The sequence below is a fragment of the Mycobacteroides chelonae CCUG 47445 genome (assembly GCF_001632805.1).
GTDB lineage: Bacteria > Actinomycetota > Actinomycetes > Mycobacteriales > Mycobacteriaceae > Mycobacterium > Mycobacterium chelonae.
In genome coordinates this window covers 3445624-3464491 of the sequence record NZ_CP007220.1, presented here as the reverse complement: position 1 = coordinate 3464491, position 18868 = coordinate 3445624, and the positions used below count along the sequence as shown (strand labels likewise).

General features: G+C 61.8%; 17 protein-coding genes. 13 read left to right on the top strand and 4 right to left on the bottom strand.

Translation table 11 applies throughout. The annotated features are described in order from the left end of the window. The first annotated feature begins 32 nt into the window (after window positions 1–32). From nrdE to BB28_RS16965, 7 genes are all read left to right on the top strand, one after another. The gene (nrdE, locus tag BB28_RS16995) at window positions 33–2114 is read left to right on the top strand and encodes a class 1b ribonucleoside-diphosphate reductase subunit alpha (protein ID WP_046255929.1); all 2082 of its coding nucleotides are present in this window, start codon (window positions 33–35) and stop codon (window positions 2112–2114) included. Window positions 2115–2650: 536 nt separating this feature from the next. Next, window positions 2651–6112 carry a toxin glutamine deamidase domain-containing protein gene (locus tag BB28_RS24665; RefSeq protein WP_419952943.1) on the top strand — a complete coding sequence of 1154 codons (3462 nt, stop codon included), beginning with the start codon at window positions 2651–2653 and terminating at the stop codon, window positions 6110–6112. A gap of 5 nt (window positions 6113–6117) precedes the next feature. Next, entirely contained in the window at window positions 6118–6678 is a 561-nt protein-coding gene (locus tag BB28_RS16985; RefSeq protein WP_046254345.1) for a hypothetical protein, read from the top strand. A gap of 47 nt (window positions 6679–6725) precedes the next feature. Further along, window positions 6726–7061 carry a hypothetical protein gene (locus BB28_RS16980; protein WP_046254344.1) on the top strand — a complete coding sequence of 112 codons (336 nt, stop codon included), beginning with the start codon at window positions 6726–6728 and terminating at the stop codon, window positions 7059–7061. Window positions 7062–7258: 197 nt separating this feature from the next. Further along, window positions 7259–7657, top strand: coding sequence for a DUF2628 domain-containing protein (locus BB28_RS16975; RefSeq protein ID WP_046254343.1), 399 nt, complete (start codon window positions 7259–7261; stop codon window positions 7655–7657). Window positions 7658–7760: 103 nt separating this feature from the next. Beyond that, window positions 7761–8225: a DUF805 domain-containing protein gene (locus BB28_RS16970; protein WP_046254342.1), complete on the top strand. Its 465-nt coding sequence runs from the start codon at window positions 7761–7763 to the stop codon at window positions 8223–8225. A gap of 189 nt (window positions 8226–8414) precedes the next feature. Further along, window positions 8415–8909: a TspO/MBR family protein gene (locus BB28_RS16965; RefSeq protein WP_046255927.1), complete on the top strand. Its 495-nt coding sequence runs from the start codon at window positions 8415–8417 to the stop codon at window positions 8907–8909. Here the strand turns inward: BB28_RS16965 and BB28_RS16960 are convergent. The 4 genes from BB28_RS16960 to BB28_RS16945 are packed head-to-tail and all read right to left on the bottom strand — an operon-like array spanning window position 8906 to window position 13242. Then, complete coding sequence (locus BB28_RS16960; RefSeq protein WP_046254341.1) at window positions 8906–10273, bottom strand: cryptochrome/photolyase family protein; 1368 nt, start codon at window positions 10271–10273, stop codon at window positions 8906–8908. The two genes, BB28_RS16965 and BB28_RS16960, sit on opposite strands and share 4 nt — an antisense overlap. Beyond that, entirely contained in the window at window positions 10270–11628 is a 1359-nt protein-coding gene (locus BB28_RS16955) for a TIGR01777 family oxidoreductase (RefSeq protein WP_046254340.1), read from the bottom strand. Before BB28_RS16955 ends, BB28_RS16960 begins: the two co-directional genes overlap by 4 nt. A gap of 49 nt (window positions 11629–11677) precedes the next feature. Further along, window positions 11678–12325, bottom strand: coding sequence for an SOUL family heme-binding protein (locus tag BB28_RS16950; RefSeq protein ID WP_046254339.1), 648 nt, complete (start codon window positions 12323–12325; stop codon window positions 11678–11680). A gap of 23 nt (window positions 12326–12348) precedes the next feature. After that, window positions 12349–13242: a cyclopropane mycolic acid synthase family methyltransferase gene (locus BB28_RS16945; protein ID WP_046254338.1), complete on the bottom strand. Its 894-nt coding sequence runs from the start codon at window positions 13240–13242 to the stop codon at window positions 12349–12351. Window positions 13243–13479: 237 nt separating this feature from the next. Between BB28_RS16945 and BB28_RS16940 the strand changes: the two genes are divergently transcribed. From BB28_RS16940 to BB28_RS16915, 6 genes are read left to right on the top strand one after another with little or no spacing between them, the layout of a single operon-like run. Further along, a complete protein-coding gene (locus tag BB28_RS16940; protein ID WP_419894528.1) occupies window positions 13480–14793 on the top strand; it encodes an NAD(P)/FAD-dependent oxidoreductase in 1314 nt (437 codons plus the stop codon). Next, window positions 14790–15527 (top strand): DUF1365 domain-containing protein, encoded by a 738-nt coding sequence (locus BB28_RS16935; protein ID WP_046254336.1) that lies wholly within the window; start codon window positions 14790–14792, stop codon window positions 15525–15527. Before BB28_RS16940 ends, BB28_RS16935 begins: the two co-directional genes overlap by 4 nt. Next, window positions 15524–16798 carry a class I SAM-dependent methyltransferase gene (locus tag BB28_RS16930; RefSeq protein WP_046255926.1) on the top strand — a complete coding sequence of 425 codons (1275 nt, stop codon included), beginning with the start codon at window positions 15524–15526 and terminating at the stop codon, window positions 16796–16798. Before BB28_RS16935 ends, BB28_RS16930 begins: the two co-directional genes overlap by 4 nt. After that, window positions 16795–17580, top strand: coding sequence for a DUF1295 domain-containing protein (locus BB28_RS16925; RefSeq protein ID WP_046254335.1), 786 nt, complete (start codon window positions 16795–16797; stop codon window positions 17578–17580). Before BB28_RS16930 ends, BB28_RS16925 begins: the two co-directional genes overlap by 4 nt. Beyond that, window positions 17577–18158, top strand: a complete 582-nt coding sequence (locus BB28_RS16920; RefSeq protein ID WP_046254334.1) for a sigma-70 family RNA polymerase sigma factor — start codon at window positions 17577–17579, stop codon at window positions 18156–18158. The genes BB28_RS16925 and BB28_RS16920 overlap by 4 nt, the downstream gene beginning before the upstream one ends. Further along, window positions 18155–18862 (top strand): anti-sigma factor, encoded by a 708-nt coding sequence (locus BB28_RS16915; RefSeq protein ID WP_046254333.1) that lies wholly within the window; start codon window positions 18155–18157, stop codon window positions 18860–18862. The genes BB28_RS16920 and BB28_RS16915 overlap by 4 nt, the downstream gene beginning before the upstream one ends. Window positions 18863–18868 lie beyond the last annotated feature (6 nt).

The following is an 18868-nucleotide window of genomic DNA, read 5'->3' as shown; positions in this document are numbered from 1 at the left end:
ACGGCGAGCTGGACTATCACGCCCTCAACGCCATGCTCAATCTGTATGACGCAGACGGCAAGATCCAGTTCGACAAGGATGCCGCGGCGGCCCGGCAGTACTTCCTGCAGCACGTCAACCAGAACACGGTCTTCTTCCACAATCAGGACGAAAAGCTCGACTACCTGATCGAGAAGGAGTACTACGAGCGCGAGGTGCTCGACCAGTACTCGCGCAACTTTGTGAAGTCGCTGCTGGATCGGGCCTACGCCAAGAAGTTCCGGTTCCCGACCTTCCTCGGCGCGTTCAAGTACTACACCTCCTACACGCTGAAGACTTTTGACGGAAAGCGCTACCTGGAGCGCTTCGAAGATCGCGTGGTCATGGTGGCGCTGACTCTGGCCTCCGGTGATCTGCAGCTGGCCGAGAAGCTCGTCGACGAGATCATCGACGGACGCTTCCAGCCGGCCACCCCGACGTTCCTCAACTCGGGCAAGAAGCAGCGCGGCGAGCCGGTGTCCTGCTTCCTGCTGCGCATCGAGGACAACATGGAGTCCATCGGGCGTTCCATCAACTCGGCGCTGCAGCTGTCTAAGCGCGGTGGCGGTGTGGCCTTGCTGCTCACCAACATTCGTGAGCATGGTGCACCGATCAAGAACATCGAGAACCAGAGCTCGGGCGTCATCCCGATCATGAAGCTGTTGGAGGACTCGTTTTCCTATGCCAATCAGCTCGGTGCCCGCCAGGGTGCCGGTGCGGTGTACTTGCACGCGCACCACCCGGACATCTACCGCTTCCTGGACACCAAGCGCGAGAACGCCGACGAGAAGATCCGCATCAAGACGCTCTCGCTGGGTGTGGTGATCCCGGACATCACCTTCGAGCTGGCCAAGAAGAACGAGGACATGTACCTGTTCTCGCCTTACGACGTCGAGCGCACCTACGGCGTGCCGTTCGCCGACATCAACGTCACTGAAAAGTATTACGAGATGGTCGATAACGGCCAGATCCGCAAGACGAAGATCAAGGCGCGCGAATTCTTCCAGACCCTCGCCGAGCTGCAGTTCGAGTCGGGTTACCCGTACATCATGTACGAGGACACCGTGAACCGGGCCAACCCGATCGAAGGCAAGATCACCCACTCGAACCTGTGCTCGGAGATCCTGCAGGTGTCGACGCCCTCGCTGTTCAACGACGATCTGTCCTACGCCAAGGTGGGCAAGGACATTTCGTGCAACCTGGGCTCGCTCAACATCGCCAAGACCATGGACTCGCCGGACTTCGCGCAGACCATCGAGGTGTCGATTCGGGCGCTGACCGCGGTATCGGATCAGACGCACATCTGGTCGGTGCCCTCAATCGAGCAGGGCAACAACGATTCTCACGCCATCGGCCTGGGGCAGATGAACTTGCACGGTTACCTGGCGCGTGAACGCATCTTCTACGGCTCCGAAGAGGGCGTGGACTTCACCAACATCTACTTCTACACGGTGCTGTATCACGCGCTGAAGGCGTCGAATCGCATTGCTGTCGAGCGGGGTAGAAGCTTCGGTGGGTTCGAGAAGTCGAAGTACGCCAGCGGCGAGTTCTTCGACAAGTACACCGAGCAGGTGTGGGAGCCGAAGACCGAGAAGGTGCGTCAGCTCTTCGCCGATGCCGGGATTCGCATTCCGGCGCAGGAGGATTGGCTGCGCTTGAAGGAGTCGGTGCAGCAGCACGGCATCTACAACCAGAACCTGCAGGCGGTGCCGCCGACCGGATCGATCTCCTACATCAATCACTCGACGTCGTCGATTCACCCGGTGGCTTCGAAGATCGAGATCCGTAAGGAAGGCAAGATCGGCCGGGCCTACTACCCGGCGCCGTACCTGACCAACGACAACCTGGAGTACTACCAGGACGCGTACGAGATCGGTTACGAGAAGATCATCGACACCTATGCCGCGGCCACACAGCATGTGGACCAGGGCTTGTCGCTGACGCTGTTCTTCAAGGACACCGCCAGCACACGCGACGTGAACAAGGCGCAGATCTACGCATGGCGCAAGGGAATCAAGACGCTGTACTACATCCGGCTACGGCAGATGGCGCTGGAAGGCACCGAAGTCGAGGGCTGCGTGTCCTGCATGCTGTAAAGCACTTTTGGTAAAGAAGCGGGCCAGGGAAAATACTCCCTGGCCCGCTTCTTTATTCAGCGAAGGTCTCATCCGCGCTTGCGCTGGATAGGCAGTTTAGGCCCGCCAGGTGGCACGCACCGGGCACAAGCACACGGCGCGGAGCATGACGAGATATCAGCGCCTCCGAATTGGTGTGGGGCAGTGATGAGTAGGCCCTTTTACTGCATCTGCGAGCTATGCGGTGGGCGTGGGACAACTGGATTCATTCGGACTCCCAATACGTCAGTTGGAACTGCGGAGCGAGGTGCTCTCGTCTTTCGTCTACGCGTTTGCCGCTGCTGAGTCCTTCTCGCGCATCGGCATGTCTCTGCGCGAAGCGTGATGTTTGCTACCCGCGTGGACAGTGACGAGCGAACGGGCGTAGTGTCGTGTCCTTGAGGGGGTTGCGCTGATTCGACGGAGGCGATGTGGCGGGGAATGGTGAGTCGACTGAACAGCTGACAGCGGTGGCGGTAGCCCGCGGTAAGGCTCGTTCCGATGGAACCACACAGAAGTTGCCGGTGCGTGATCTTGAACCCGGACGCACTGCTGGATCTGACCTCGGGCACCGACTGGCAGCTTTCGCTGTTGGGGGTGTCCTGGTGGTTGGTGCGGTGGCTGCGCTGCACCACCTGTACCGCAGCGGTGATAGTGCCGCCGAGCTGATTGGCTGGGCCGGGCTGTTGCTGCTGGCCTTGACCGCGCTTGGTGGTGGGATCAAGCTTGCGATGTGGGGCATCAGGCCAGTAACGGCGGCGCTATCTGACGCGGTGAAAGGGCGCCTGTCCGAGCCGCTGCTGGCTGTCGTGGCGGCTGCTGCGGTAATCGTTGGCGGGTTGGGCATGTGGTGGACGTTCCGTGGTGGGTACGCCATCTGGTGGCAGCACCTCACCGGTGAGAGTCAGTGGTCGTTGTCGTTGGGAATCGGCCAGATGCTGGTGGCGGTTCTTGCCGGTGCTGCATTGTTCACCGGCGGCAGGTATATGACCGGCCTGGCTAAGGAGGCTCTCGCTGACTCGGGTCTGCTCATTGAGCGTGACCGGGCAACCGGCAAGCGCCGCGCACCGGAAGGACTGTGGCATCCGGGCCTGGTGGCCGCCTTGATCGGTGGTGGTTTGGGGTTGGTGCTGCTGACTGCTGGGATTACTCCGCGGTTGTATGTGTGGATCACGGGCCCGGATGTGTTTCCTGCGGTGGCGGCGATTGCGGGCACGTTGGTGTGGGCGGTTGGTTCGAATCTGGGGTGGTGGAAAGGCCTTGTGGGTCTGTGGAAGTGGGCCACGGATGCTTCGCAGAAGGCTGGCGCTGTCGCGGGTGTTGTTGCGGTGTTGATGTTTTCGGCAAGTGGTTTGGGTTTGGGGTGGTTTAGTCCGGCGACGGTGCCGCAGGCGCGGGCGGCGTGTCCGCCGGATTGTGGTGGTCCAGGTGGTAGTGATGGTCCGCCTGGGGGTGGGCAGATGTTTCAGCCGCCCAGTCAGGGTGGGCCGCAGATGCCGGACTATCAGGGCGGTATCAACCAGGCGCCGCTGGATCAGAACAGCGGCATCAGTATCTATAACACTCAGGCACCCTCGGTCAGCAACAATGGTGTGAACGGATCCAGTGGGCAGCAGGGGTCTCAGCAGGGATGGGATCAGCCCGCACACGGTACTCAGATTCCGGATTATCAGAACGCGACGCCGTACACCCAAGGACCAGGTAAGCCGAATCCAGATTTCAACGGCGGACAGGCCAATCCGGGATCGCAAGGCGGCCAACCGAACCAGGGCGGGCAGCAGCCAGCCCAACAACCGCAGCAGGGCGTGCAGCAGGCACCTCAGCAGCAGCAGCCGCCGCAACAAGATGCGGGGCAGCAGCCGAACCAGTCACCGGATCAGCCGGATCAGCAGAAGATCGATGACCTGACGCGTCAGCTGCAGGAGAAGCAGCAGCAGTCCGGTCAGGATCGGCAGCGCATTGATGATCTGACTAAGCAGCTGCAACAGCAGGGACAGCAGAAGCAGAGCGGCAACGAGAAACTCCCCAAAGCGCCGTCCAAGGATAAGAAGCAGGACGACAAAGACCAGCAGGATCAGGACGACCAATCAGGCAATAATGACCTGTCGGCGTTGTTGATGGGGGCGGCGTCCACGCGCCGCCGCAAGCAGGACGACCAGTCTCAGCCCGACCAACAGCAGGAGCAGGGTCCGGACACTCAGGCGCTCGCGCAAGACGGCGCGCAGTTGGGGCAGTCCCTGCCTGGAGATATCTCCAATACCGTCTCCGACAGTGTGAATCTGGGTCAATCGGCGGGATCAGCGGCACAGAACTTCGGGTCCGCTGCCCAAGCTGGGGCTTCGCTCGCGTCGTCGGCGCAGTCCGGTGCAGTCAACCCCATGGACGCTGTTGCGTTGGTACAAGGGGTGTCTGGGGGTATCAGCGATACAGCGGACGCCGTGGGCTCCGGGGCTTCGATTGCCTCGACATGGCTCAATGAGGCCGGGCAGGGCGCACAACTGGCCGCCGACGTGAACCCGCAACTCAAACCTCAGGCCGAGCAGATCCAGCAGCTCACCCAGGCCGGTGGCCAGGTCGCCGACCTCACTGGCCAAGTCGCAGGCGGCATCTCCCAGGTGTCCGGTGTCGTCAACACCGTCTCTAGCCTCGGCGCCTCCGGCATGCCCGACACCTCCGGTGCTACGGATGCGTTGTCGGGGACGGCGACCGCCGTCAACGGACCCACCGACGTCCCCAAACCACCCACACCGCCAACTGTGCCGTCGCAATCGTCATCGAGCGTGCAGGCGCTCGATAGCACCACCACTCAGGCACCCCAGCAGCCGCCTCAACCGTCCAACCCTTCCACACCGAAGACCGCCAACCAGACCTCAACCTCTAAGCCACTCTCACCGCTGGAAGCTTCGGCATTCCCGGCACCGCTGCAGGCCCTGAACACGGCGCAGGCCGCCAGCACACCAACGCCGTCCACGCCGAACCCTGCTGCAGGCAGTATGGCCATGTTGCCTGGCGTTCGGGACACCTGGAAGCCGCCGACACCATCGACATCGCCGAGCGTCTCGATGCCGCTGGACCCCAGCAGTACTGAGGGCAAAGCGCTTTTGGACCACGCACGCCAGTACCTATTGGATCAGAAGCTGCCGCCCGAAACCGTTGATGCCCAGATCAACAAGATGGCTGAGCTTTTGTCGAAGCAAAAGCCGGTTGTTTCTTGGGGGCAGGCACCGACGACTAGGCAGCCAGCACCAGGATTTGCTGATGGGTTCAAGGAGGGCTGGGATGGCCTATTCGAAGGGATACGCGACCTTGGAGGCCAGGGCGAGAAGGGCGTCGATGCGATGCCGGATGCGTGGCGAAGTCTACTTGGGAGACTCGCGGACGGCCCTGTGGGTTCGACTGTTCACAGCGTCGAGCAGATCAAGGATGCGCCCAGCCTTGCATACGGCTTCGGGGTTGAGGCAGGGCAAGCAGCTCCAGTCATAGCCACGCTTCCTTTTGGTGGCGAAGGCGCGGCAGTACGGGCCGCAAGACCTGGTGTGGCGAGCGTCGAGGAGATCGGTGGTTGGCTGAAGCAGATCAATAGTCCCGGAATATCGACGCCAGGGCGTGCAGTGAATTGCGGCAACTGTGCGCTAGCGATTGAACACCGGTTGTCAGGCCACGCGCCTGATGCAACGGCTGGCCTGGGCACACTCTCGATTTCCGAGATGGAGGCGGCGACGGGGTTCAAACAGGTGTCGATGAGCCCGGATCAGATTGCACGGAACCTCATTAAGCAGGGGCCGGGAGCACACACGATCGTTGGGGTAGATCGCGCCAACGGGGTTGCAGGGCACTGGTTTAACGCGTATTACGATGGCCAGAACGTGTGGGCGATAGATGGTCAGGTGGGGAAAATATTTGGTTGGCCGCCTAACATGGATGCGCCAGGGGCCCCGGTCACACACTGGGACATGGGCGTCTTGGCAGGCAAAGGGTGATTAGGGTGAGTAGAGAGCAGCAGATCGCGGTCGGTGCTCAGTGCATGAACATTGGCATCGATGCGGCGGAGCAGACCGCTCAAGACCTTGAGTCTGGTTTGATCTTGATCGAAAGTCCACTGCCTAAAGTTGGTGCCGTGGTGGTCGCTCCCGATCTTTCAACCATGTTCGTACCGCCGTTCAATGACGGCAACGATGCGCTCGAATACTGGCGCAGCGGACAACGTACACCGGTCGAAGAGTTCGCTTTGCTTTGGCAGTTACCCTCGGAAACGGTAGGACGCCACTCCCATGTGGCAACCCGTGACGAGAAACTCAGTGTGGCCGCGGGGCTCCTCAATGGGACCCTTGAAGCAGCAGCTGCCCGGGCAAATGACATGGAAGATGGGATCGTCGTGGTCTCAAGCGAGGCCAGAGGCGCGGGTTCGGTGCTGATCGGCCCGGATCTGTCAACGCTGTTCTTCCCTTCCTATGTGTGGCCACAAGAAGCTGTCGCGCAATGGCGTGGCGGCAGGCGCACACCCAAATCGGTACTGGCCGAGATCTGGTCTGGCCGAACTGGCTAACGCAATGTCAGAGCGCCCGACGCTCATGGCCGCGGAGGGGTAATCCGATGACATCAGGCATCGACAACTGGCGTAACAGTTTCGTGGAGCTTGTTGCGCGAATGGCAGCTTCGCCGGAAGTTCAGATCAGCTACCTACAGGAGCTTGGCGTGGGAACTGATGAACTGGCGCTTGAGTTCGAATCTTTGCTTGTGTCAGAACGGCTTTCGTTAACTGATCAGCAGGGTGTGTACGCGCTCGGCGTGGATCGTCTTCTGATCGCGATGTCAGAGGCCCCGGATGTCGGCCAGTGGTCGTATGAGGGGCTGCAGTTGGATGCTCGATGGGATGAAGTCCGGCTTCTCGCCGCCAAGCTCCTCACTTCGTTGAGGGTCTCTCGATGAGGCCCTGGTCCGGTTTCGGTTGCGGTTACCTTGATGACAGCCACGTACGGAACTCGATGTGTTCACGAAGGCTATTGTTCTGCACCAACAGAATTCCCCGTTGGTCGCCGGTTCCCATATGGCAGAGCGCACTTAGGGGCGGCAAAGGCTGATGCAGTGATGCGAAATTTTCAGTGGTCTAGATCGAGGGGGTCAAGATGAGTCAGGCTGATGATCCTGCCGAGTCGGTTTCGATTTGGCAGTGGCGGTTTGATTTCTATGACCAGTACGGGCGCACAGGCTCCACACCCGAATCTGACGCGGCCTATAAGGCTCTACCTTTTGGTGCCAGGGTAATGCTCGGCTGCAATATATTGGCGTTCTTCTTCGGTCCCATCTACTTCTTCGTTAAGGGTATGTGGCGCAAGGGCTTCACTATCCTGATACTCACGTTGGCGATCGGTACCGTTCTGCTCGCGGTCGATGCGTCCGAGACGATGTATCAGGCCGCCAGCGCTGGACTTGGGGGAGTGCTGATGATGACGGCGAACTACTCCTATTACCTTGACCAGATCAAGGGCAGCCGGTCATGGAACCCGTTTGAGGGCATGAAGTAGCGGAAACGGCCAAGGTGAGAACCGAGGCCTTCGAGCGGCCGATTCTCATTCCGCCACGAAGGCATGTAGTCCCACCGAACCCGACTAATCAACAGAGGCACCGATGACACACGCCGAATCGTCGCCGTCCAAGACGAATCGCCAGGAAGTCTCCAAACTCCTCGGCGCGACCGATCCACGCGATTTGGCCCTCCCCTTGTACGGGGCAACATTTGGTCAGGCGATGACTCGGTTCTTCCGTAGTTACGCCCGCTTCTCTGGTCGAGCGTCGCGCAGCGAGTACTGGTGGGTCATGCTGGCACAAACTGCGGCCGCAGGCCTTCTTGTATGTGGAGTGGCCCTCGGGACAGAGAGCTCGCTTGAGCGTATGGGCGTGACCGTGCTCATCGGATTCATGCTGGTATGGGCGATTCCGGCCTGGGCGCTGATGGTCCGCAGGCTCCACGACGCCGACTTTTCCGGGTGGATGGCGCTCCTAGCGATCTTGCCCTACATCGGATCCCTGATGCCGATTATCTTCGGCTTTCTACCTTCAAAGCCGCGTGGAGAATGTTTCGACCGCCGTTGAAGACAGCCAGCGCTTCGACTATGGCCGCTGCCTTAGCTGCTTGCCAGACCTCATTATCCCGACGTCTCCGCTTGAGTGTTGATGGGTTTCAGAACCACGGGCACGTACCCGGGCGAGGACGTCCGGCGATGTTGGACCGAGATCGGAGTAGAGCATTACCGACGTGCGAATTCTGTCTACTATGTCGATATGACTCAGGGGATTTCGCGCCGCTGGCCCAGGGAGTGGGCTGCGCTCGCCGTTTCTGTCATTGCGGTGACCGTCGCCGCGGGAGTTGGCGGCGCAGCCGCGACGCGCGCTGCGGACACCTATGGGCGCCTGCAACAACCTGGTTGGGCGCCACCGGCCTACCTTTTTGGTCCCGTATGGACGGCGCTGTATGTATTGATGGCGATATCGGCCTGGCTGGTATGGCGGTCAGAGCCATCACAGGAAAACCGTGTGCCGCTGATTGTGTACGGCGTACAGCTCGTCCTGAACATGGCGTGGACACCGCTGTTCTTTGGACTTGGCTGGCGGGGAGTGGCATTCATCGAGATCCTGGTGCTATGGGGATTTGTTGCCGCAACGGTGGTGCTTTTCTGGAACCGAAGCCGTTGGGCCGCAATCTTGTTGCTTCCCTATGTGGCATGGACGACGTTCGCGGCGGTGCTGAATTTCTCGGTGTGGCAGCTGAATAGCTAGTGGTCTTGCCTGGACCGGTAACGGTGCAGCGCGATGTTCCGTTCCTCTGCGTGATCGAGGATGGGTGTCGGGTACCCGCGCGCATGGCCGTCGGGGTGTTTCCAGGGTGTGATGGCCGAGGCTCCGGGCAGGTGCCGTAGTTCCGGGATGTGTCTGCGGATGTATTCGCCGTTCGGGTCGAACTTTTGCGCTTGAGCCGTGGGGTTGAAGACTCGGAAGTACGGCGCCGCATCGGTGCCCGTTCCCGCGACCCATTGCCAGCCGTGTGTGTTGGATGCGCTATCGGCGTCGATGAGATGGTTCATGAAGTGCTTGGCTCCATGTGGCCACCAGATGTGGAGATCCTTGGTGAGGAAGCTCGCGGTGACCATCCGTACTCGGTTATGCATCCACCCTTCGGCAAGTAGTTGCCGCATGCCGGCATCCACCAATGGGTATCCGGTTTCCCCGCGTTGCCAGGCCGTGAAGCCCTCGCCGGGTTCGGTATAGGTCAAATGCGCTAGGGCATCGGTCAAGTCGGCGTGCGCGGATTGCGGCTGGTGGTACAGCACGTCGGCATAGAAGTCTCGCCAGGCGAGCTCCGACCTGAATTTGGCGGCGTCCTGGCCTGTGATGGCTGCCAGGTCGGCAAGCAATGTGCGGGGGTGGATCGCCCCGACTTTGAGGTAGGGCGAGATCTTGGATGTGGCGTCCACGTCGGCGCGGTCACGACCGACGGCATACCCGGTCAGCTCGTGTTTGAGGAAGTGTTCCCACCGCGCGCGGGCCGCACCTTCACCTGCGGGAGGCAAAGTGATGCTGCAGCTTTGGGCGAGCTCGGCGAGTAACGACCGAGCGGGGCCTGATTGTGCGGACTTGGGAGGCTTCGCCCAGGGAGGGCTGGTGTTCAGCTGGGCGGGGCGCGGCCAGTGGTGCTCGCGCCAGGCGCGTTCGAACGCGGTGAACACCCGATACGCAGACCCGTCTGATTTAGTGATTCGGCCCGGCGTCACTGCGTAGGGCGAGCCCGTCTCGATCCAGTCCACACCGATCTTGGCCAGCGCGGCCGATACCGACGTATCTCGGCGCCTGCCGAAGGGGGTCGTCTCCCGGGCCACGTGCACTTCACTTGCGCCGACACGTTCAGCCAGCTCTACCAGGACCTGTTCCGGCGCACCGGAACAGAGGCAGAGCCGTCCATCGAGCTGTTGATCAAGGTCAACAACGCTGGCGGCAAGCCACGCATCCCGCGGGCGTGCTGCGCTACCAAGCAACTGCGGGTCCAGGACAAAGACGGCAAGCACATCACCGCTCGCGGCCGCAGCCCGGAGCGCGGGATTGTCGGCCAACCGCAAGTCGCGGCGGGCCCACCAGATAACGGTCACGAACCGATCGGGCTTCCCAAGAGATGCCCCAGGGCGGGGCCGATATTGTGCGTGCGGAAAACATGCTGACGGTCCAATAGCGTTGCCGGAGAGACACGCTGACTTGCCATCGCGAGTTCATCGGCGCCCTCGCGTCCGAGTAGGAGCGCAGGGCCGAAGGCAGGCACTGGTACGACGGCCGGGCGGTGGACCGCCTGGGCCAGTGCGCGCGTGTAGTCGATGTTGCGAACCACGCCGGGCGCCACGGCGTTAACGGGGCCCGATAGCGAAAGGTCCCACAGGCAGCGATGATAGATGTCCACCAAGTCGTCGATGCCGATCCAGGGCAACCACTGGGTGCCGGAGCCCAGGCGTCCGCCCAAACCGGCCCGGAAGAGCGGGAGCAGAAGCTTGAGCGTTCCGCCGCGTGGTGACTGAACTATGCCGGTGCGGACAGTGACAACGCGGGTCTCGGCACCCTCGCCGGCTAACGCTGCCTGCTCCCAACGAGCCACCACGTTGGAAAGAAAGTCTGCCGTCGGCGGGGGAGGGCTTGTCTCGGTGAGCGTTTCGTCGTCTCGGTTCTTCCCGTAGTACCCCACCGCTGAGGCGCTCACGAAGGTACCGACACCTGCGGATGCGGCGGCTCGGGAAAGCAGGCGCGTGGGCTCGATTCGGCTTGAGGCGATCAGCTCTTTGTGCCGCTGGGTGAAGCGTCCGGCGATGGTGGCACCCGCCAGATGGATAACGGCATCAACGCCCTCGAGCGCGGCCGGGTCGGGATTGTCTGGCTCCCAATTTCGCTCCGTAGGACTCTTCGGCTCTCCGCGGACTAGGCGAATCACGCGGTGTCCACCGGTGCTGAGGAACGCGGTAAGTGCGGTGCCCACTAAGCCGGTTGCGCCGGTAACAGCCACCGTCAAGGCGTTTATTCCGTGGTCGGCGGCCCTCCGATGTGCCGCCAGATCCCAGGTGAGTTGCCGGTGGCGATATGCGATGAGGTCGGCGAGAAGGCGCTCCGGAATGGGAGTTTCGATCGTGTCGCGCACCCGCGTGCTGCTATCGCCGACGGGCTCGAACTCGTGAATATGCCGCCAGGGCAACACACCACTGACCGCCGATCGCAGTCCCGTCGCAACTCCTTCGTCGACGAATCGCCGGCCGGGCAGGAACGCTTTCTGATCGTGCCGGGCGACCCAGCGCAAGCCTCCCGGTAAATCCAATACAGCAGTCCCGTCGCGCAGCGAGGCGGCTTCGGTACGCACCTCGACCGGCGCCCACGGTGCCGCCAAGCGATTGAACGCGCCCGGCCTGGAGTACCAGGCGAACACGTCCTCGACGGACGCGTCGACAATCACCGAGCCACTGATACCCATAAGTCTCCGATCACGGGAAGTCTAGTTCCGCCGTCCTCTGCGTGGTCCCTCAGAAGCCGTCGTCGCCCCGTGTGTGGATGGGGACGGCAATCTCGTTGCGTCGAGCGCACGAGAGTGTCCACGGCGGGTCGTAGAACCAGGCTTGGGGATCGCCCGAGGTCTCTATGTTTTTGTTGCGCAGGGTATTAAGCAGCTCATCGGTTCGTCTGGCGACGGTGGCCACCGATCGGTCACCGCTGAAGCGCAGCACCGCGAGCGTCTCGGCAGGCACTTCGGTGAGCCGGATGCTCTCATCGCCCGGAGTGGGCAGGCTTGCCAGCGTCCATTTCGCCGGCATGTAAAACCGGATTATTGAACCGCCAGTTGGACTTGACAGTTGGCTTACTGGGGCCGTCATGGCGATGGTGTCGTTTTGTTGGGCTACTGGTGCGGTCATGGCGATCTTGGCCTGTCTGTGGTTCTTGCCGAAAATGTAACCCGCAAGGCGGCGAAAACCCTCGCTGCGTGCCCGGTCGTCATCGGCCAAGACGGTGGTTTCTGCCGCGATTCGGCTGCTGTACTGCCTGATCTGCACCGAAGCGGTCAGAGGCCGTGACGAGTACCGCGGTTCTTCGGTCCCCGAACGGATTCCGACGATATTGCCCGCGGCTTTGAGTAGTTCGGCCCCCAGAGTCCACAGCGGCACGATGGCACTCAATTTCTTGCTCCTTTCGACGATCGCTACTTCTCGAGATACGGGATGTGCAGCTTCGGGAGGGTGAATTGGGCGACGTCGATGTAGCCGATGCGGAAGTAGTTCGCACATCCGGTGAGGTACTTCATGTAACGCTCGTAGACAACCTCATCCTGGATGGCGATGGCCTCATCCTTGTGTTCCTTGAGTGCTGCCGCCCACAGGTCCAGGGTCTTGGCGTAGTGCTGCTGCAGTTGGTGTACTCGCGTGCAGGTGAAGCCCGCCCGCTCGGCATGCTCTCGCACCATCTCGATGGTGGGGAGGCGACCGCCAGGGAAGATCTCGGTGATTATGAATTTGATGAAGCGTGCCAGCTCGAAACTCAGCGGCAGACCCTTGGCGGTGATTTCGTTGGGGTGCAACCCGGTGATGGTGTGCAGCAGCATGACGCCGTCGTCAGGCAGCGCGTTGTAGGCGAACCTGAAAAAGTCGTCGTAGCGGTCAAAGCCGAAATGTTCGAATGCGCCGATCGACACGATCCGATCGACCTTGCCGTCGAACTCTTCCCACCCGTGCAGCTGGACGCTCTTTGACCGGGTGCTCGAGGACGCCGCCAAAAGCTTCTCGACGTGCGCCTTCTGATTTTTGCTCAGAGTCAAACCGATGACGTTGACGTCGTACTTTTCCAGTGCGCGATTGAGGGTGGCACCCCAACCGCACCCCACATCCAGCAGCGTCATCCCGGGCTCCAGGTGCAGCTTGCCCAACGCCAGGTCGATCTTGGCGATTTGAGCCTCCTGAAGAGTCATATCGTCGCGTTCGAAGTAGGCGCAGCTATATGTCTGGGTCGGGTCGAGAAAAGGACGGAAGAAATCGTCTGACAGGTCGTAATGAGCCTGAACATCGGCGAAGTGTGGGCGAAGCCGCGGTGAGTCTGACATCTGGGCGGAACCTTTCGTAGGCGGTACGGGGGAACGTCTACCTGCTGGCCTTCCTCCCGCGGGCGCACGGGAAGGGCCGCACTCTGAGGGCATGTCTGTGCGGCTTGGTGATAATTCGGTGCCAAACGTTCTCCGGATGGGTCGGTGGCGCAAAAGCTGGACCGCGCCGAGACGCCGCCCGATGGAGGCAGTACCCATCCGCGGGCAGGTTTACTCCGAATACGGGGTGTGAGTGCAATATCTGGCGCCGACGGGTCACGGTCCGTCGCCGTCATCGGCAGTGGGGTGGCCGGACTAACCGCAGCTCACGTGCTCTCTGCCTACGACCACGTCTCGTTGTACGAGGCCGATGGGCGTTTCGGGGGACACGCCCACACTCAGTTCGTCGATGCGGGCCAAGGCGCGCTGACCGCGGTCGACACCGCGTTCTTGGTGCACAACGACCGGACCTACCCCACACTGTGTCGATTGTTCGACGAACTCGGTATCGCCACCTCTGACACGGATATGTCGATGTCGGTGCGCGATGGCAGCACTGGGCTGGAATACGCGGGTGCAAAGGGCGTGCGCGGCCTCTTTGCTTCGCCCGCGACAGCGAATCCTCGCTATCTGTGGATGCTGGCAGAGATCAAGCGCTTTCATCGCCATGCCCGCCGATTGCTCGCTGCCCCCGATGCAGACGACAATGCCCTGAGTCTCGGGGATTTTGTTCGGCAGCTGGGTTTCTCACAGTTCTTCCTCGACCGCTTCCTGACACCACTGGTGGCCGCCGTGTGGTCGTGCCCGCCCGGGCAGGCCATGGCGTACCCGGCGCAGTACCTGTTCAGGTTCCTGGACCATCACGGCATGCTGTCGGTATTCGGGTCGCCGCAGTGGAAAACAGTGGTAGGGGGCTCGCGCACGTATGTCGACGCGGTGGTGCGCGGCCTACACGAGGCATTCACCGATTCCCCTGTCGCCGAAGTCAGACGGATTTCCGAGGGTGTGGTGGTGACAGCTGCGGGGCATCCGCCGAAGGTGTTTGATGCCGCCGTCGTCGCGACGCATCCCGATCAGGCGCTGGCCCTGCTGGCGCAGTCGACCGCTGCCGAGCGCGCGGTGCTGGGAGCCATTGGTTACGTGAGCAATTCCGCACAACTACATACCGACGAGTCACTGTTACCGCGACATCCCCGTGCCCGTGCGTCGTGGAACTACCTGTGTGGCGGAGGTCCCCAGGGCGTCGTGGTGACGTATGACATCACCCGGTTGATGAGACTGCCCGGTCCGCGCAGGTTTCTGGTCACCCTCGGTGGCGAGCATCTCGTAGACTCCGGGGCGGTGCTTGCCGAAATGACCTACCAGCACCCGGTCTATACGCCGCAATCTGTTGCCGCCCAACGCAGACTGCCAAGTCTCAACGACGGCCGTATCGCGTTCGCCGGTGCGTACCATGGATGGGGTTTCCATGAGGACGGTGCCGCCGCGGGCCTACGTGCCGCACAAGCACTGGGCCGGGACTGGCCGGTCGGTGCGGCCGCCAAGCGCGAGCATCGCGTGGGAGCGCGATGAATTCGGCGACGATGGTTCCCTGCCTGTACCGCACCCGGATCATCCATGTGCGGCGTTCACCGGTGACGCACCGGTTCACCTATCGTGGCTACTGCTGGTACATCGATATCGACAAGCCGCCGCGCCTGCCCTTCGGTCTGCGTGCCTTCGCCAATTTCCAAGCACGGGACCATTTCCGGGGCGATGTTGACGACACACTGCGCCAACGTGTGGATCGATTCTTGGCCGCGCACGGGGTAGAACTGGGCGGCGGTACGGTCACCGCGCTGCTGCAGGCACGGGTGTTGGGTCACGTCTTCAACCCACTGAGCCTGTACTGGTGCCATGATCGCCACGGCAATCTCGCCCACATCATTGCCGAGGTCCATAACACCTATGGCGGACGGCACGCATATCTGCTACCTCCAACCACCAATTCCACAGTGGACAAACAGCTTTACGTATCCCCGTTCAACGGTGTCGACGGGCGATACCGGGTTCGGGCTGCCCGCCCCGGCAACACATTGAACATCAGTATCTCGCTGCAGCGCAGCGGCCAGCAGCCGTTCTTCGCCGCGGTGCACGGCACTCGGCGCCGGGCCGGGGTCGGGGAACTGTTGTGGTTGCAGGCCGTTGCGCCCCTGGCGCCACTAATGGGTGCGCTGGCCATCCGTAAGGAAGGGATCAGGCTGTGGCTGAAAGGGTTACCAGTGGTGAAGCGCACGCCTACACGCGAGAGGGAATGGGTAGCGTGAACGGTCATCTCGACAGCGCCACCCCCGATGCGCGTGAAATCAGAGCGCATCGCCAGCTGGATATCGCACCGGTTCCATCCGGGCCGCTGGCAGCGGCACGAGCGGTAGTAGCCGACAAGCTGCTGCGCCGTGCGGCCGCGCGGCTCCCGGTGCGGGTGGTGTACCCGGACGGGTCCGTCGTAGGGGCAGCAGATACGTCCCTGCCCACCATGAGAGTTCGACGGCCGACGGCACTGGCACGACGTCTGGGTCGATCCGGGTTGATCGGATTCGGCGAGGCCTACACGAACGGAGACTGGGACTGCGACGATCTGGCGGGCTTTCTCACTCCATGGGCGGCATCGATGGGGGAGTTGATTCCCCCCGTCTTGCAACGCTTCCGGCATCTCGCCGTGCCGCGCGTCCCGCAAGCTCAGCGCAACGAGCCACCACAGGCCCAGCGCAATGTTGCGCATCACTATGACCTGTCGAACGACTTTTTCTCCCTGTTCCTGGACGAGACACTGACCTACTCGTGTGCGCTGTTCGACCACATCCCGGGCTCAACGGCGATCCTGGCGGATGCCCAACACCGCAAGATCGACCGCTTGCTGGACCACGCACAGGTAGGTCCCGGCACCCGGGTTCTCGAGATCGGTACGGGTTGGGGGCAATTGTGCTTATCGGCCGCTGCTCGCGGAGCGCACGTGCGGTCGGTCACGTTGTCGAGCGAGCAACAGAAACTGGCTCTGCGGCGGGTAAAAGCTGCCGGGCTATCCGACCGAGTACAGGTAGAGCTGTGCGACTATCGAGATGTTCAAGGCCACTATGACGCCATCGTGTCGATAGAGATGCTCGAAGCGGTCGGGTTCGATTTCTGGACAACATACTTCCAAAACATCGACCGATTGCTCAGACCGGGCGGCCGGCTGGCCCTTCAAACCATCACCATGCCCCACGAGCGGATGCTGGCCAGTCGCAACACCCACACCTGGATACAGAAGTACATTTTCCCGGGCGGCCTGCTTCCCTCGGTGCGGGCAATCACCGAAACGACCACTGATAACACGCATTTGCGGACCATCGAGACAATGTCCCTGCGGCCGCACTACGCCGAAACACTGCGGTTATGGAGTCAGCAGCTCGCGGCCCGGCGCGAGAGCGTGCTGGCGCTGGGATTCGACGACGCGTTCTACCGAATGTGGCAGCTGTATCTGGCCTACTCGGAGGCGGGGTTCCGGTCCGGGTATCTCGATGTCCACCAATGGATTTTCCAGCGAGGTCAACAATGAACTTCTTCACCGTGATGGTGTGCTCGCTGTGCGCTGTCGTGGCCGTGCACAGTGTCACGTTCCTGATCGGCTACCGCATAGGCCGTTACAACGTGGTCGACGTGGCGTGGGGCCTAGGGTTCATCGCGGTGGCCGTGGTGTGCACCGCGTTCGGTGACGGTGACCGGCAGCGCCAAGTTCTGCTGCTCGCGCTCGTCGGGATATGGGGGGGCCGACTCTCGTGGCACATGTGGGTGAAGTCGGCTGGGAAAGGCGAAGATCCGCGGTATCGTGACCTGCTTGGTGGCGACTTCTCGGTGCCGCATGTGTTGCGCAAGATCTTCATCATCCAGGCCGCTGCCACGTGGCTGGTATCCCTGCCCGTCCAACGCTCGGCTGTCGAAGGGCCGACCCCCGAGTCGCTGCGCCCCGTGGTAGCCGTCGGTATCGGGTTATGGCTTCTTGGAATGATTTTCGAAGCGGTGGGTGATTATCAGCTGCGCCGTTTCAAACAGGACCCGGCCAACAAGGGCAAGATCATGGAGCAGGGCCTTTGGGCCTGGACTCGGCACCCGAACTATTTTGGCGATGCCTGCGTGTGGTGGGGGCTGTGGTTGATCACCATCACTGGCTGGCAATCGTTGGCAACGGTGCCTTACCCGGTGCTGATGACCTACTTCCTGGTTTACGCCACCGGAGGCCGCCGCACTGAGAAGGCAATGGCCGGTCGGCCCGGATTCGCCGACTACCAACGCCGGGTCTCATTTATCCTGCCACGTCCCCCGAAACGCCAATCGCCATGAACATTCTCCGCGATGCGTTTAGGCTCACGGGCGTGACTGGCGACCTGGATACCCTCTTGCGTAATGTCGCCGACCGTGATTCCGCGGCATTCGCCGCTCTCTACGATCACACCCGCTCGCGTGTATACGGGCTGGTGCTGCGGGTACTACGGGACCCCGGCTATAGCGAGGAGACAACGCAAGAGATCTACCTACAGATCTGGCGTTCAGCCCAAAGCTATGACCCGACTGCCGGATCGCCTCTGGCCTGGATCATGACCTTGGCTCATCGCCGCGCCATCGATCGTGTGCGTTCGGAGCAATCCGCAGCCGACCGCGAGTCGCGCTATGGCGCCGCCACTATCGAGCGCGCCGCCGACGAGGTCACCGAATCGGTGATCCGTAACGAAGAGCAGCGGCAAGTGACCGAATGCCTCGACACACTCACGGATACACAACGCCAGTGCCTACATCTGGCCTACTATGACGGTTTGACTTATAACCAAGTCTCACAACGGCTTGCCGCTAATCTGGCAACTATCAAGTCTCGTATGCGTGACGCGATCAAGGCGCTGCGCCGATGCCTGGGGACATCATGACCGAACCCAACGACCTCATCACTGCCGCCACCCCATACGCACTGCATGCACTGCCCGACGATGAACGAGACCACATCGATCGTTGGCTGTCAGCCGGAGCGACCGAACAAACGCTGTCTTTTACCCAGGAAGTGCGTGCCACACGGGAAACTATGGCGTCCCTGGCGGCAAGTACCGCGGTCGAACCTCCGGCTCGGCTGCGCCCGCGACTGCTCAAGATTGTGGCCCGGGACATCCAAAGAGATTCCGGGGCAAAAGATATCAACCGCTGGAGAGCGCCCTTGGTCGCGGTTGCGGCCGCCACTGCCATCGGTCTCGCGGCGGCTGGGATCGGCACCATCCTGCGGCCCCCGCCACCATCCGCGCAGCAGGTCTTCACCGCAACCGATGTGCGCACAGTCAGCGGCTCCATCCCGACCGGTGGTACCGTGACGGTCGTCTACTCGCGGCAGAAGAACACGGCGGTGTTGGTGATGAACAATGTCGCACCACCACAACCGGGCACTGTTTACCAAATGTGGCTGATCGGCGACCGCGGGCCGGAGTCGGCGGGAACCATGGACACTCAGGCCGTCGCACCGTCGACCACAGCGGTCATACCCCACCTCAACAACTCCACCGTATTGGCATTCTCTGTCGAGAAGGGCAGCGGTTCGACCTCGCCGACGGGCCCGATCATCGCGCAACTGCCGCTGAACCAGTAGCCGACG

Bases quoted from the DNA above. Each gene is read 5' to 3' on its own strand.
- BB28_RS16975 (WP_046254343.1), top strand. From the start codon at position 7,259: ATGAGTCAGGCTGATGATCCTGCCGAGTCGGTTTCGATTTGGCAGTGG.
- BB28_RS16935 (WP_046254336.1), top strand. From the start codon at position 14,790: ATGAATTCGGCGACGATGGTTCCCTGCCTGTACCGCACCCGGATCATC.
- BB28_RS16920 (WP_046254334.1), top strand. From the start codon at position 17,577: ATGAACATTCTCCGCGATGCGTTTAGGCTCACGGGCGTGACTGGCGAC.
- BB28_RS16980 (WP_046254344.1), top strand. From the start codon at position 6,726: ATGACATCAGGCATCGACAACTGGCGTAACAGTTTCGTGGAGCTTGTT.
- BB28_RS16925 (WP_046254335.1), top strand. From the start codon at position 16,795: ATGAACTTCTTCACCGTGATGGTGTGCTCGCTGTGCGCTGTCGTGGCC.
- BB28_RS16915 (WP_046254333.1), top strand. From the start codon at position 18,155: ATGACCGAACCCAACGACCTCATCACTGCCGCCACCCCATACGCACTG.
- nrdE (WP_046255929.1), top strand. From the start codon at position 33: ATGCTCAATCTGTATGACGCAGACGGCAAGATCCAGTTCGACAAGGAT.
- BB28_RS16970 (WP_046254342.1), top strand. From the start codon at position 7,761: ATGACACACGCCGAATCGTCGCCGTCCAAGACGAATCGCCAGGAAGTC.
- BB28_RS16945 (WP_046254338.1), bottom strand. From the start codon at position 13,242: ATGTCAGACTCACCGCGGCTTCGCCCACACTTCGCCGATGTTCAGGCT.
- BB28_RS16955 (WP_046254340.1), bottom strand. From the start codon at position 11,628: ATGGGTATCAGTGGCTCGGTGATTGTCGACGCGTCCGTCGAGGACGTG.
- BB28_RS16965 (WP_046255927.1), top strand. From the start codon at position 8,415: ATGACTCAGGGGATTTCGCGCCGCTGGCCCAGGGAGTGGGCTGCGCTC.